Consider the following 12,380-nt stretch of genomic DNA (forward strand, 5'->3'; position numbering starts at 1 on the left):
AGATGAGTTTATTAGAAATTAAAAATATCAAACGCGATTTTAGATTAGGTTCTGAAATACTACACGTACTAAAAGGTATCAATCTTTCCATAGAAAAAGGAGAGTATGTTGCTCTAATGGGACCATCAGGATCAGGCAAATCTACCTTAATGAATATCTTAGGCTGCTTAGATACTCCCACTTCTGGTGAATATATCTTAAACGGAAAGGATGTGAGCAAGATGAGTGATTCAGAGTTAGCTGATATACGTAATAAAGAAATAGGTTTCGTATTTCAAACTTTTAATTTGATGCCACGTACTACAGCTTTAGATAATGTGGCTCTCCCAATGGTATACGCTGGTGTTAAGAAAGAAAAACGACACGAGCGTGCTAAAGAAGTATTGAAATTAGTAGGCTTAGACAATCGTATGCTTCACAAACCTAATGAGTTATCAGGAGGGCAACGGCAAAGAGTGGCTGTCGCACGTGCTTTGGTAAATCACCCTTCTATTATTTTAGCAGATGAACCTACAGGAAATCTCGACTCTAAAACTTCTTATGAAATAATGAACCTTTTTGACGAAATCTACCAAAAAGGAAATACCGTTATCTTGGTTACTCACGAGGAAGATATTGCACGGTATGCTAAGCGTATTATCCGATTAAAAGACGGACTTATAGAAACCGATAGTGCTAAGTAAAATGAATATCGGAATTGTTATCCCTGCTTATAACGAGGCAGAAAGCATTGGTACTACACTGCATTCTCTGCTCAATCAAACTTATCCTCCTTTTCAAATTATAGTAGTAGATGATGGTTCTACTGATAACACTGCTGAGGTAGTAAATTACATTGCTTCTAAGTATCCTATAGTGCAATTAGTACAACGTGGTGAAAAAGGAGAACACTTACCTGGAGCTAAAGTTGTACAAACTTTTAACTATGGACTTCCTTATCTAAAAGAAGACATAGAAGTGATTTGTAAATTTGATGCTGACCTTATTTTTCCCAATAATTATCTTGAAGTAATGAAGCAAGAATATAGCAAAAATCCTCAGTTAGGAATGTTTGGAGGCTTTTGTTATATTGAGAAAAATGGCTTATGGGTACTTGAAAATCTGACAAATAAAGACCATTTGAGAGGTGCTGTAAAATCATATCGGAAAGCGTGTTTTAAAGCCATAGGAGGATTAAAAATGGCAATGGGGTGGGATACAGCTGATGAGTTGTTAGCACGTTATCACGGATGGATAGTACAAACTGATGAAACTCTTCACGTAAAACATCTTCGTCCTACAGGGGCAGGTTATAAAAGCAATGCCCGTTATTTACAAGGAAGTGTATTTTATCGTATGCGATATGGTGTACTTCTTACATTACTTGCTGCAATAAAATTAGCTGTAAAGAAACGTAGTGGCAAACTCTTCTTAGATTATTGCAAAGGTTTTTACAAAGCAAAACAAGAAAAACAACTCTACTTACTCTCTGCAGAAGAAGGTAAATGGGTGAGGCAATATCGTTGGAAAGGAATTTTTAGCAAATTTTATAACAGATAAATGGAACAAACAAAAGGAAATATATACTTAATCCCTAATTTGTTAGGAGATAGCGCTCTTGATATATTACCAGCACAAGTGAGCAATATACTACGTTCACTTACTTATTTTGTAGTAGAAAATGAAAAATCAGCAAGAAAGTTTATCAAATTGATGGTACCAGATAAAAAACAAGCTGATTTACAAATTGCTGTAATTGATAAGCACCAGCGTAATAGTGATTTTAGTAACTTTCTCACTCCTTGTATGGAAGGAAATTCTATAGGTATTATCTCGGAAGCTGGTTGTCCTGGTATTGCCGATCCTGGTGCTGATATAGTGCGTATAGCTCATCAAAGAGGATTAAAGGTTATCCCCTTAGTAGGTCCTTCTTCACTTTTATTAGCAATGATGGCAAGCGGACTCAATGGACAAAATTTTGCTTTCAATGGCTATTTACCTATTGATAAGCAAGAACGCAAGAAAATACTGAAAGCCCTAGAACGCAAAGCAAGTGAAGGACAGTCTCAACTATTTATAGAAACTCCTTATCGTAACCAACAAATGTTTAATGACCTTATGGATAACTTACAAGCTGATACTCTTTTATGTATAGCTTGTGATATTACACTTCCTACTGAAGAAATAAAAACACTCCCAATACATCTTTGGAGAAAAGTAAATATTGATATACAAAAACGACCTACAATCTTTATAATAGGGGCTTAAAAAGGTAAATACACTATTTTCTTAGTCTCGAAGAAAGGTTCTTCGTAATAACTACTGATATCAGTCAGTTCTGCCTTAGGGAAAGGAGCTAACTCCTCAGTAAGGTCACCACCTTTTAAGTAAAGAATACCATTGGGGAGGTCGTTTTTAGAAGTCTTCTTGAACTTTCCTTTTACCCAAGGTACAAAGTCCTTCATTTGAGTAACGGCGCGACTTACTACAAAGTCGTAAGTATCTTTTAGTTCTTCGGCTCTTATCTGCATAGCCCTTACATTGGTGAGCCTTAAAACTTTTACTACTTCTTGTACTACTTTTATTTTCTTTCCGATAGAATCGACCAATGTAAACTGACAGTTAGGGAACATTATAGCCAAAGGTATGCCAGGAAAGCCTCCACCAGTACCGACATCTAATAGTACTGTGCCATCAACGAACTGAATGCGCTTAGCTATTGCCAAACTATGCAACACGTGTCGCTCGTAGAAATCGTCTATATCTTTGCGAGAGATGACGTTTATTTGAGCATTCCACTTTTCGTATAGCGGTTTGAGCTCTGCAAATTGTTGTTGTTGCAACTCACTAAGTGAGGAAAAGTATTTGAGTATGATTTTCATAGTTACTAAAAATGTATTACTTTTGCACCCGTTTTTATATATTATAATGAATTTACGAGCCTTATTATTGATTTTTTTGTGGGGAGGTTGCCTTTCGTTCTTTGCACAAGAGCGCGATACTACCTACATTCAACCTTATCCGCAAGAAATATGGCTCAGAGCATATACGCCTACTAAAATGCTCATACTTACGCAAGGGAAAGAGGCTTATTCACCCAACTACCCATTTAGTTTAGGAGTTGGAATAGGTTTGCGCAAGATATTAGGGCTTAACGTACTTTATGCACAGAACTTATTCCGACTAAAAAATGAAACAAACCTAAAAACTCGCAGTATTGATATACAAGCACATAAATACGGTAAACGCATACTTATAGATGCTTATTATCAAGACTATACAGGATTTTATATCGATAGAGGTAAAGGGAATTACACCCTCTTCCCTACCCTTTCTACCCAGCAAATAGGTGTAGAAAGCACTTACGTATGGCGTGCAGACAAGTTTTCGGCACGAGCTGCCTTTGAGCAAAGTGAATGCCAAGTGAAATCGGCGGGGAGTTTGCTTTTTGGCAGTGGTTTCTATTGGCATCGCATAGAGCCTGATGCTAAAACAGAGAATGTGAGTAGCGAGGATTTTGAGAATTTCCAAATAGGTTTTCACGTGGGCTATGACTATTCGTGGGTAGCTGGCAAACACTGGTTACTTACAGGGGCGTTTATCGGTGGATTGAATTTCGGTAACCAAATGGACATACTGCAACAGCTGAATATTAAGGTTTATCCTACTTCTGTGACACGCTTTTCGTTTGTATATCTGAAAGATGATTGGACTGTAGCCTTATCGGGAATTTTTAATAACAAGTCAGTTTATCCTACAGATAGCAAACCTATTCGCTTGATTACTCCCAGTGTACAACTATTGTTTACTAAGCATTTTTACCTCAAAAGAAAAAACTTTCTCACTCGATTACCTTCCCTAAAAGTACGACCAACCCCTCAACGGAACGGGTAAAGATAAGATATTCATTACCACCTTCCACGATACGGTATTTCTTTTTAATTTCTGCTACCGATAACGGATAGTTTTTAGAGAGAATACAATATTTACTACCTTTTTTTAACTCTTTAAGATTGATAGGAGTTACCTGCAAAACACGTCCGGCAAAGGGCTTTTTTAGTTGCTCGGAAGTGTATAGATGAGTATTTACGTCCAACTTCTCTACCTCAAAATACTGCGCTATATAGTTAAATGCTCCTGATTTCAACAAAGCATTATTAGGAATATACAAGTACTTTTTAGGCGCACTATACACCACTTGAGAACTATGCAACACTTCTTCTGCAAATTGCAAAATAGGCTCTTCAGTCTCCAAATTCACACAATGTATTTGTACTTGCGTTTCTTTTTTAGGTTCTTGTACTACCAATACCTCCTTTACTTCATTGTGCAAGGCTACCAAATGAATATGTGTTATCTTGGGTAGCGTATGCAACAGATAACTAATGTCTATCATAGGTGAAAGTTTGGTAAGTACTTTATCTGCTTTCTGCAATAGTACGGACTGTAACTCTAAGATATTAGGTGAGAGGTCTTCTAAGAGAAACTTCTTTTGTTTGAGTGCGTCTCTACGGGCAGGATCGAGATAAATAAGGTTGTAATGTGCTGTTGTTGCTTTCAAAAAAACTTCTGCGCTTCCATTTATAAATGTGGCCTTGCGTCCTAGAACCTGCCAATTATGTTCTACTTTACTGAGAAGTTCCTTATTTTGTTCTACCAACGTAACTTCTTTAAACTTCTCTGAAAGAAAAAATGCATCAATACCGAATCCACAAGTAAGGTCTAAAAACCGTTCTCCGTGCAAGTCTTGTGCCTTGTACTGAGCGGTCATATCGGAGGAGGTTTGCTCTAAATTAAGTGTTGGAGGGAACAATATACCTTCCGCAGTAAGCAAAAAAGGAAGTTTTTTAGCTGCTGTACGTCTGCCTTCAATCTGTTGTGCTAATTCTTTGTTAGAAATACCATTGAACACAGGTTTCTTGAGGAGCAATGTTGTAGTTGTCCCCTCGTATTCCCTGATAAAGCGTTGTACATTCTCGTCTAACAAATTCATAGCGCGCAAAGATAGTGCATTTTTATGAAAGTCAAAGCCATTTTTTGCGTTTGAAGTAGAAAATCATTGTTACTGAAATACCTATCATCACCAACCATACTAACGGATATGCCCACCATACTTCTAATTCAGGCATATACTTGAAATTCATACCGTATTCCCCCACAATAAAAGTGAGCGGAATAAAGATAGTAGAAATAAGGGTGAGCAAGCGCATAATGTTGTTCATCTTGTTACTCATTGCCCCCATATAGGTGTCAGTAAGTCCCCATAGAATATCGCGGTAAGTGCTTAGAGTCTCTACAATTTGCACCGTGTGGTCGTGGAGGTCACGGAAATAATGCTTAGTATCGATGTCGATAAGATGATGAGGGGTTTTCTCTATCTTGTTTACTACCTCACGCGAGGGCGTAATTGATTTTTGCAAAAAGATAGCACTCTTTCTCAGCAACTGGATTTCGGAAATCATATCTTCACGAGGGTGAATAATAATATCATCTTCAATGGTTTCAATCTTATCGCTTACTTTATCCAAAATCACAAAATAGTTGTCTACAATAGCATCTAAGAGTCCGAATAGCAAATAGTCAGCGGGGCGTTTGCGTAGACTACTATCGGCGTTTTGCAAACGTTTGCGTACAGGGTCAAACACGTCTTCGTCTTCACTTTCTTGAAAAGTGATGAGGTAGTTTGTGCCCCATAATAATGCTAAGTGCTCTGAAATGAGTTGCTTATCTTTGCCGTAGTACAGCATTTTAATGATCACAAGAATATGTTCATCGAGGATTTCTACTTTAGGTCGGTGTTCGGTATCGAGTACGTCTTCCAAAAATAGGTTATCTAAATGAGTATAAGCACCTAACTTTTTTACTTCCTCGATATTGTTTAAGCCGTTTACATTCACCCACGTGATACGGCTATCGATTATAAATTTAAGGGCTTCCTCAGCCGAAGAAACTTTCTTTACCTCACAAGAATGCTCGTTATAGGCAAAGACTTCTATATTGAGAGGCTTCTCTTTATTACCGAAATACACCAGACTACCGGCAGGCAAACCTACCTTTTTGGAGCGATTTGCCTTGCGTTTCCTCTTGGTAGTAGAGACTATATTTTTACTCATATATAATTATTATATTAAAATATTGGTTATTAATATTTTATTAAAACATTTTAAAGTTAAAGTATAAGTATTATAACAAAAACGAAAGCATTAGTAAGCGTAATAAATGCTTGTTACTTTTGTTTAAATTGATGGTTAATATACTGATTATTAGATTATTTTCACATTTATATACATAGTAAATAGATACTTTATAAAATATATATTAAATAAAAGGTTTATATTTTTATTATAAGTTACTTATATTCAGTTGTTATTAACTTGTAAAACACCCAACCTTGCATTCTTTCTTCTTGTATTAAGGATAGTCCTACTGAGTTTAAAAATTGACTAAAATCTTCTGTTCTTTTTAGCTTAGGAAGGTAATAACTAATCTTTGCATATTCACAAGCAATGAGAAAAATGCCTTTGTCTGAAAGTATACGTTTGACTTCCAAAAAAGCCTCTTTGAGGTCTTGCCAATGAAAGTGTGTTTGAAAAGCAGTTATCAAATCAAAAGTTTTATCACCAAATGAGGTATGCCGAATGTCCTCTAACTGAAAGATAGCCCTTGTATCAAGCTTCTTTGCTTCCTTAATAGCGATTTCGGATATTTCAATTCCCCAAACTTCACTATGAGGGAAATATTCAGTGAGCAGGACAGTTGATTTGCCATTTCCTACTCCTATATCTAATATTTTTCGTGGAGCTTCTGACGGTTTATAAAATCCTAATGCCCATTGTACCATTGGTATATAAACACGATTAAAAAGTTTCATCATTATTACACCTACAAAACCCGAAGGCTTTTTAGACTGCTGAATTAGGTAATAAAGCAGGAGTATTAAGATTGAGAAAGTAAGGGCTGTTAGAAAAATAATTTTCACTTGTTAATTATGGTTTTAAGAGAGTACCTTACCGAACTCCTCAGAGAATTTGGTAGGAGTAAAGTCAATGACCTGGTAGGTTGCTATTTGGTGCTGATAAAAAGGGTCTTGGGCAATGATAGCTTCTACCTCTCCCCTACTACCTGCCTTGCACAAAATTATACCACCTACACGGGGTACTTGTGCTCCTGAAGCGATAAAATGTCCTGAAGCATAATGCTTATCTAAATAAGCGCGATGTGCTTCTAAATGTTTTTCAACCTCTGAAAGGTCTTTTTGATACGTTAAAATAATGATATACATATTATTAAATATTAGTTTTTATTCTTTACTCGTTAGTGTTTTAAGGTGTTGTATTGGCTACTTGTAATACCTTTCCATTAAATACCTCTCCTCCATTCAAAGCAAAATCGGCGATGTAGCGCGCCATTTGTTTAGGAGTGATATTGGCTTGGTAGTTAGGGAAAGCTTCAGCGAGCATCTCGGTCTGTACGGCTCCTAAGGCTAAGGTATTGAAAATAATTCCACGTTCTTTATATTCTTCGGCTAAGAGCTCCGATAAGGTAATAAGAGCACCTTTAGAGGAACTATACGCTGCCAAACCGCCAAACTTCAAACTCCCTTGTATGCCTCCCATACTGCTGATACTTACCACGTGCGAGCCATTCCTCATAAAAGGCAATACTTTCTGAGTGAGTTGTGCCACTCCGAACACATTCACCTTATACACTTCTAAAAAGTCAGTTTCAGTAAGTTGTTCAAAGGGTTTGTTGATGAGTTTTCCTGCGTTATGAATGAGTATATCCACGCACTGCCATTGTTGCAAATAGGTGACTACCGTTTGTAGGTCTTCTGTTTTTGTAATATCAAAAGAGAAACAATGTACATTAGGCAAATTGAGTGCCTCTATAGTAGCAGTATGCCGCGAAAGGGCTAAAATGTTATGCCCTTCCGCAGCCAACTGTTGTACTAGCGCAAAGCCTATACCTCTGCTGGTACCTGTTATGATGATGTTTTTCATATTATCCTAAGAGATGTGTTTCTCCTACAACATACAAAACAAGGTATCCTATCACCATACTGATAAGCCCTACGATAAGCCCCATTTTTAGCATATCGTTTTGTTTTACTAAGCCTGTAGAGTACGCAATGGCATTTGGAGGAGTAGAAATAGGTAAGCACATCGCTGATGATGCTGCCAAAGCTATCCCAATAAGCACTGTAGAGGTACCCCCTATTGCGCTTAGGTTTTCTCCCATTCCTTGACAAATAGTTACCAAAATAGGAATTAATAAGGCTGCCGCAGCAGTATTGGAAATAAAGTTGCTGAGAAGATAACAAATAAGTCCCGATGCAATCAATACTATTATAGGCGACCACGACCCAAAGGGTATGGTATCAATAGCAAGTTCGGCTAAGCCCGATTCATTGATACCTAAACCTAAAGCGAAACCTCCCGCTACCATCCAGATAACGCTCCAATTGATGGACTGTAGGTCTTTAGCAGTAATCACGCCTGTTGCTGCAAAAATACCCATTGGTACTAAGGCAACGGTATTGGCATCAATGCCTGTTAGTTCACTGGGGAGTAGCCATAAAAGAATGGTAATGATAAAAGTGCCACTAACTACCCACATACGCCAACCACGATGTACTTTTCCTAGAATGTGTAAGTTAATTGTCTTTTGAGTAAAAGGAAAGAATTTTAATATAAGTCGCCACGAGATGAAGAGTAACAAAAGTACCAATGGGAACATAAACGACATCCATTCGCCGAAATCAACGCCCATATTCAGTCCTTTAGGGTCGTTAAGAGCTTGCAGAGCAATAGCGTTAGGAGGTGTGCCGATAGGGGTAGCCATACCGCCTAAGTTAGCGGCAATCGGGATACTCATTGTGAGCGCGGTACGTCCTTTACCACTTGCAGGCAATGCTGCAAAAACAGGAGTAAGGAAAGTGAGCATCATAGCTGCCGTAGCGGTATTACTCACAAACATTGAGAAAATACCCGTAATGAGCAAGAAACCCAATAGCACATTCTCGCTTTTATTTCCGAACGGACGTATCAAATTTTTGGCAAGCAAGACGTCTAACCCCGATTTGGTGGCGGCAATAGCCAAGAAAAAACCACCTAAAAAGAGTATAATTACAGGGTTGGCAAAGGTAGCCATAATCTCTTTACTGCTGAGCAGTTTTCCGAAAATCTCGTTCTCTTCTCCTTTAAAGAAGAACAGACTGTGGTTAGAAACCGTTAAACACATTAGGGTAATGATACCCAGCGAAGTAGCCCACGAAGGGATAGCCTCACTAATCCACATAAGAGTGGCAAACACAAAAATAGCGATAATTCGCTGATGTATCACCGTTAGTCCGCTAATATGAAACACCTCAGTAGGCAAATTCCACACTACAGTAGTTACAATCACTATACATATCAAAGCGATAAGGTGTTTTTTTTCAAAGTGATTGGTCATTACATTTTCTAATTCTTTAGACATAATATTTTGGTAAGTTTAAAAAGTTATTTGCTATTTAACAAACGAATGACAAAGGTATAAAAAAAGAATAATCCACCAAAGAAAAACGATAGTTTTTTATTGATGGATTTATTTATATTTTACTTTCTTTGTTTTAATTGAAATATATCCTATAACTCAATGTATTTAAAGAGAAGTAATAAAAGTTAAAAATCCTAAAACCACTCCTACAAAATTGGGAATAATGAGAATATAATCTGGCTTAGGTTCTTTTGTCCAGCCATACACCACCCAGATAAGACAAGACCCTGCTGCAAACAATGGTTGCCAAGGTTGCGCTTTATGCCCCTCTAAGTTTGCTATAATTTGAGGAATATAGGCTATAAATACCATTACTCCTATAAAGGCTCCAATAGAACCTATAAATAAATTAATTTTTTGTTTGACATTCCTTTTTTCTTTCATAAAAAAATATTTTTCTGCAAAGATAATAATTTCACAAAGAAGTATCAAAAATAATTAGAAAAATTTTCGTTTTACACTCCCCATAATGAAGCCTGTAATCTCTTAATATAAGAATCATCTACTACATCAATAATAGCCAAAGTATCTCTTGGAATAGAAATACATTTTTCCAAAAGACTTTTCAGTAAGTTTTCCAATGCTAAAGTATATTCTTGATAAGTAATAAGCTCTTTTGTCTGTTCAATAAATGATAAAACTAGTGAATCGGTTGAGAAATCATTGGTAAGTTGCTTTATAAACAAGTTAGTTGTGTAAGAAAGTATACTGATAGGTTCGCAAATACTAATTCCTAATTTCTCTTGAATGAGAGCCTCTACTTCTTCTTTAGTTTTTTCCCATTCTTCTCCTTCTCCCATAAGCCGTAACTCATTGATAACCTCCCACAGCTCATTTGTGGTATTATAGTCTCTGAAGTCTTTGCATATAAAATTGGAAGTATAATCCCCTACTTTTTTAGCATTATAGCCTTCTTTCCAAAGGGCTTGTAAGCCTTGAATGTAATAGACAATTGCTTTTATCTCTTCTAAAGTCATTTTATTACACTTAGTTCTTCAGGTTTATTAATAGGAATTCTTAGTTGTAAGCCAAGTTCAGAACGAACGATTATATAGTTTGTGTCCTCAAAATAGGCTTCCTTAAAATACTCGCTATTATCCAAAAACAAAAACCATAAAAGTTTCCCTTTTTCTTTATTGATAATGTAAATAAAACCATCTCCTTCCCAACTACATTCACCTCCATAAATTTTATATTGGGCATTCTCTACCATAATTTTCGGATAGAGATTAGAGACATAATCCTCTTCGTTATAAGAAAAATAACTATCTAAGGACGATTTACACAAAATTCTTAGGTGATACTTCTCTTTAATCCATTGTCCTTCTAAAACAAGCATATCACCATTAGGGTAAGTAATAGATTTGATAATAGGATAAGTGTAATTTTCAAGAATGTTTTTGATACGTGGATGCATATTTATTTAAGTATTTTTAATAGTTCTTCTGACAAATGAAATTTGATAAGTGCCCATAACCAAAAGACTCCTACAAACAATGATTTTAAGCTGATATTTACAAGAGGGTGAAACGGAAAGTCCCAAAAGAAGAAACCTCCTATGGCTACGATACCAAAGAGGGTGGTCTGTAACGTTTCTTTATAAAAAGGCTGTAAGTTGTATTTGCGATACACAAAAACCGACTTGAGTAGGTTATACGAACTAAAAGCAATTAGGGTCGCTAATCCCGCCCCATTGATGCCGTAAAGCGGTATGAGCCACATATTCATTAAAACAGTGCCTATGACCAAAAAAACACCCAAAAACAGTACGGTGCGATAGTAAGGTGAATTGAGCAATACCGCATTGTTGAAGCCTACTAAGGCGTCCGATAGCTTTACTACCGATATGATGACAAGCACCGTGAGTCCTGTGCTGTAATCCTTATCGGGCAGAAGAGCGTAACACTGCTGGGCGTTGACGATGATAAGCACACAAATCACCATACTCACAAAATAAGTGTTCACAGTACTGCGCTTATACAGGTCGGATAGCTCTTTTGGCTTGCTTTGATTCATAAATTGTGCCGTTAGCGGACTTACAATCTGGTACATACTCCTATACGGAATGGCAATCACTGTAGCTGTAAAAATGGCTACATTGTAAACGGCAATCTCACCGATAGGCAAGTATTGGTTCAGCATAAACTTATCAATATCCATCAATACGGAAGCTACCGAGCCCGATAAAATTACAAAAAGGCTGTACAAAAGGACTTCTTTCTTGTTTTTAGGTAACCCCCAAGCAAATTGCGGTCGGCGTACATAGAAAGCGAAAACAAACATTAGGAGCATACGCAAGGTATAGACCCAAAATACGCCCCATATCAGTTGGTAAAAGTCGATGAGCTGCAAATAAATGGCTAATAACAGGAGCATCACCCCTACCCTATGGAATACCTCTTTAAGAAAATTGCCAAAGACGGTTTTTAGCTGTACACGCGTCCACGCATAAGCAATTTCAAAGTAAGCCATCGCTATGGAAGTGAGGAAGATGAGAAAAACGTAATCGCGCACTTCTTCGTTTTTAGCCGAAAGCCATTGTGCAATCTGTTCATACCCAATTATCCCGACAAAGGTGGCAGGCACAATGATGAGCAAAGGCAAAAAGCAAAGCATCAGGTTGAATTGCGCTTGTTCTTTCTTATCTCGATAAGCGGTATAGTAACGCACCAAGGTATTGTTCACCCCAAAGGCGATAAGAGGGGACAGAATGGTGGCAGTGGAAGTAACATAACTCACTAATCCGTACTGAGCTTTGGAGAGGAAGTAAGTAAACAAGAAAAGGGTGTTCAGTGCCCCTATGGCAAACCCTAAATAGGTAGCCACCACATTCTTAAACGATTGACGGAGCACTATCCCCATAA

15 protein-coding genes are annotated in these 12,380 nt (G+C 37.2%); 4 read left to right on the plus strand and 11 right to left on the minus strand.

Annotated features, from left to right (window positions below; genetic code table 11):
- Positions 1-2 precede the first annotated feature (2 nt).
- Genes HMPREF9073_RS14020 through HMPREF9073_RS14030 form a run of 3 tightly spaced genes read left to right on the plus strand, consistent with a single transcriptional unit; the run spans position 3 to position 2,247 of the window.
- Positions 3-683: an ABC transporter ATP-binding protein gene (locus HMPREF9073_RS14020; protein WP_009751145.1), complete on the plus strand. Its 681-nt coding sequence runs from the start codon at positions 3-5 to the stop codon at positions 681-683.
- A 1-nt stretch (position 684) separates the two neighbouring features.
- On the plus strand, positions 685-1,539 hold the full coding sequence (locus HMPREF9073_RS14025; RefSeq protein WP_034555995.1) for a glycosyltransferase family 2 protein: 855 nt from the start codon (positions 685-687) through the stop codon (positions 1,537-1,539).
- Positions 1,540-2,247: an SAM-dependent methyltransferase gene (locus tag HMPREF9073_RS14030; protein WP_009751147.1), complete on the plus strand. Its 708-nt coding sequence runs from the start codon at positions 1,540-1,542 to the stop codon at positions 2,245-2,247.
- Here HMPREF9073_RS14030 and rsmG read toward each other — a convergent pair.
- Positions 2,244-2,861 carry a 16S rRNA (guanine(527)-N(7))-methyltransferase RsmG gene (rsmG, locus tag HMPREF9073_RS14035; protein ID WP_009751148.1) on the minus strand — a complete coding sequence of 206 codons (618 nt, stop codon included), beginning with the start codon at positions 2,859-2,861 and terminating at the stop codon, positions 2,244-2,246. The two genes, HMPREF9073_RS14030 and rsmG, sit on opposite strands and share 4 nt — an antisense overlap.
- 46 nt (positions 2,862-2,907) lie before the next feature.
- On the opposite strand from rsmG, the gene HMPREF9073_RS14040 reads away from it, so the two are divergent.
- Complete coding sequence (locus HMPREF9073_RS14040) at positions 2,908-3,873, plus strand: DUF4421 family protein (RefSeq protein ID WP_232212993.1); 966 nt, start codon at positions 2,908-2,910, stop codon at positions 3,871-3,873.
- On the opposite strand, the gene HMPREF9073_RS14045 is transcribed toward HMPREF9073_RS14040, so the two are convergent.
- The 10 genes from HMPREF9073_RS14045 to HMPREF9073_RS14090 all read right to left on the minus strand — a co-directional run bounded on the left by HMPREF9073_RS14045 (position 3,821) and on the right by HMPREF9073_RS14090 (position 12,378).
- Positions 3,821-4,972 carry a class I SAM-dependent methyltransferase gene (locus HMPREF9073_RS14045; RefSeq protein WP_009751150.1) on the minus strand — a complete coding sequence of 384 codons (1,152 nt, stop codon included), beginning with the start codon at positions 4,970-4,972 and terminating at the stop codon, positions 3,821-3,823. The genes HMPREF9073_RS14040 and HMPREF9073_RS14045 overlap by 53 nt on opposite strands.
- A 31-nt stretch (positions 4,973-5,003) precedes the next feature.
- On the minus strand, positions 5,004-6,092 hold the full coding sequence (gene corA, locus HMPREF9073_RS14050) for a magnesium/cobalt transporter CorA (protein WP_009751151.1): 1,089 nt from the start codon (positions 6,090-6,092) through the stop codon (positions 5,004-5,006).
- A 236-nt stretch (positions 6,093-6,328) separates the two neighbouring features.
- On the minus strand, positions 6,329-6,958 hold the full coding sequence (locus HMPREF9073_RS14055) for a class I SAM-dependent methyltransferase (protein ID WP_009751152.1): 630 nt from the start codon (positions 6,956-6,958) through the stop codon (positions 6,329-6,331).
- A gap of 15 nt (positions 6,959-6,973) precedes the next feature.
- Positions 6,974-7,261: a YciI family protein gene (locus HMPREF9073_RS14060; RefSeq protein WP_009751153.1), complete on the minus strand. Its 288-nt coding sequence runs from the start codon at positions 7,259-7,261 to the stop codon at positions 6,974-6,976.
- Positions 7,262-7,301: 40 nt separating this feature from the next.
- On the minus strand, positions 7,302-7,979 hold the full coding sequence (locus tag HMPREF9073_RS14065; RefSeq protein ID WP_009751154.1) for an SDR family oxidoreductase: 678 nt from the start codon (positions 7,977-7,979) through the stop codon (positions 7,302-7,304).
- A gap of 1 nt (position 7,980) precedes the next feature.
- Positions 7,981-9,456 (minus strand): DASS family sodium-coupled anion symporter, encoded by a 1,476-nt coding sequence (locus tag HMPREF9073_RS14070; RefSeq protein ID WP_009751155.1) that lies wholly within the window; start codon positions 9,454-9,456, stop codon positions 7,981-7,983.
- 165 nt (positions 9,457-9,621) lie between these two features.
- The gene (locus tag HMPREF9073_RS14075) at positions 9,622-9,900 is read right to left on the minus strand and encodes a SemiSWEET family transporter (RefSeq protein ID WP_034555997.1); all 279 of its coding nucleotides are present in this window, start codon (positions 9,898-9,900) and stop codon (positions 9,622-9,624) included.
- A gap of 71 nt (positions 9,901-9,971) precedes the next feature.
- On the minus strand, positions 9,972-10,493 hold the full coding sequence (locus tag HMPREF9073_RS14080; RefSeq protein ID WP_009751157.1) for a hypothetical protein: 522 nt from the start codon (positions 10,491-10,493) through the stop codon (positions 9,972-9,974).
- On the minus strand, positions 10,490-10,933 hold the full coding sequence (locus tag HMPREF9073_RS14085; RefSeq protein WP_009751158.1) for a hypothetical protein: 444 nt from the start codon (positions 10,931-10,933) through the stop codon (positions 10,490-10,492). Before HMPREF9073_RS14085 ends, HMPREF9073_RS14080 begins: the two co-directional genes overlap by 4 nt.
- Before the next feature lie 2 nt (positions 10,934-10,935).
- A complete protein-coding gene (locus tag HMPREF9073_RS14090) occupies positions 10,936-12,378 on the minus strand; it encodes a lipopolysaccharide biosynthesis protein (protein ID WP_009751159.1) in 1,443 nt (480 codons plus the stop codon).
- Positions 12,379-12,380: the final 2 nt, after the last annotated feature.

The sequence above is a fragment of the Capnocytophaga sp. oral taxon 326 str. F0382 genome, from assembly GCF_000318295.1.
GTDB classification, from domain to species: domain Bacteria; phylum Bacteroidota; class Bacteroidia; order Flavobacteriales; family Flavobacteriaceae; genus Capnocytophaga; species Capnocytophaga periodontitidis.

Bases quoted from the DNA above. Each gene is read 5' to 3' on its own strand.
- HMPREF9073_RS14020 (WP_009751145.1), top strand. From the start codon at position 3: ATGAGTTTATTAGAAATTAAAAATATCAAACGCGATTTTAGATTAGGT.
- HMPREF9073_RS14025 (WP_034555995.1), top strand. From the start codon at position 685: ATGAATATCGGAATTGTTATCCCTGCTTATAACGAGGCAGAAAGCATT.
- HMPREF9073_RS14030 (WP_009751147.1), top strand. From the start codon at position 1,540: ATGGAACAAACAAAAGGAAATATATACTTAATCCCTAATTTGTTAGGA.
- rsmG (WP_009751148.1), bottom strand. From the start codon at position 2,861: ATGAAAATCATACTCAAATACTTTTCCTCACTTAGTGAGTTGCAACAA.
- HMPREF9073_RS14040 (WP_232212993.1), top strand. From the start codon at position 2,908: ATGAATTTACGAGCCTTATTATTGATTTTTTTGTGGGGAGGTTGCCTT.
- HMPREF9073_RS14045 (WP_009751150.1), bottom strand. From the start codon at position 4,972: ATGAATTTGTTAGACGAGAATGTACAACGCTTTATCAGGGAATACGAG.
- corA (WP_009751151.1), bottom strand. From the start codon at position 6,092: ATGAGTAAAAATATAGTCTCTACTACCAAGAGGAAACGCAAGGCAAAT.
- HMPREF9073_RS14060 (WP_009751153.1), bottom strand. From the start codon at position 7,261: ATGTATATCATTATTTTAACGTATCAAAAAGACCTTTCAGAGGTTGAA.
- HMPREF9073_RS14065 (WP_009751154.1), bottom strand. From the start codon at position 7,979: ATGAAAAACATCATCATAACAGGTACCAGCAGAGGTATAGGCTTTGCG.
- HMPREF9073_RS14070 (WP_009751155.1), bottom strand. From the start codon at position 9,456: ATGTCTAAAGAATTAGAAAATGTAATGACCAATCACTTTGAAAAAAAA.
- HMPREF9073_RS14075 (WP_034555997.1), bottom strand. From the start codon at position 9,900: ATGAAAGAAAAAAGGAATGTCAAACAAAAAATTAATTTATTTATAGGT.
- HMPREF9073_RS14080 (WP_009751157.1), bottom strand. From the start codon at position 10,493: ATGACTTTAGAAGAGATAAAAGCAATTGTCTATTACATTCAAGGCTTA.
- HMPREF9073_RS14085 (WP_009751158.1), bottom strand. From the start codon at position 10,933: ATGCATCCACGTATCAAAAACATTCTTGAAAATTACACTTATCCTATT.
- HMPREF9073_RS14090 (WP_009751159.1), bottom strand. From the start codon at position 12,378: ATGGGGATAGTGCTCCGTCAATCGTTTAAGAATGTGGTGGCTACCTAT.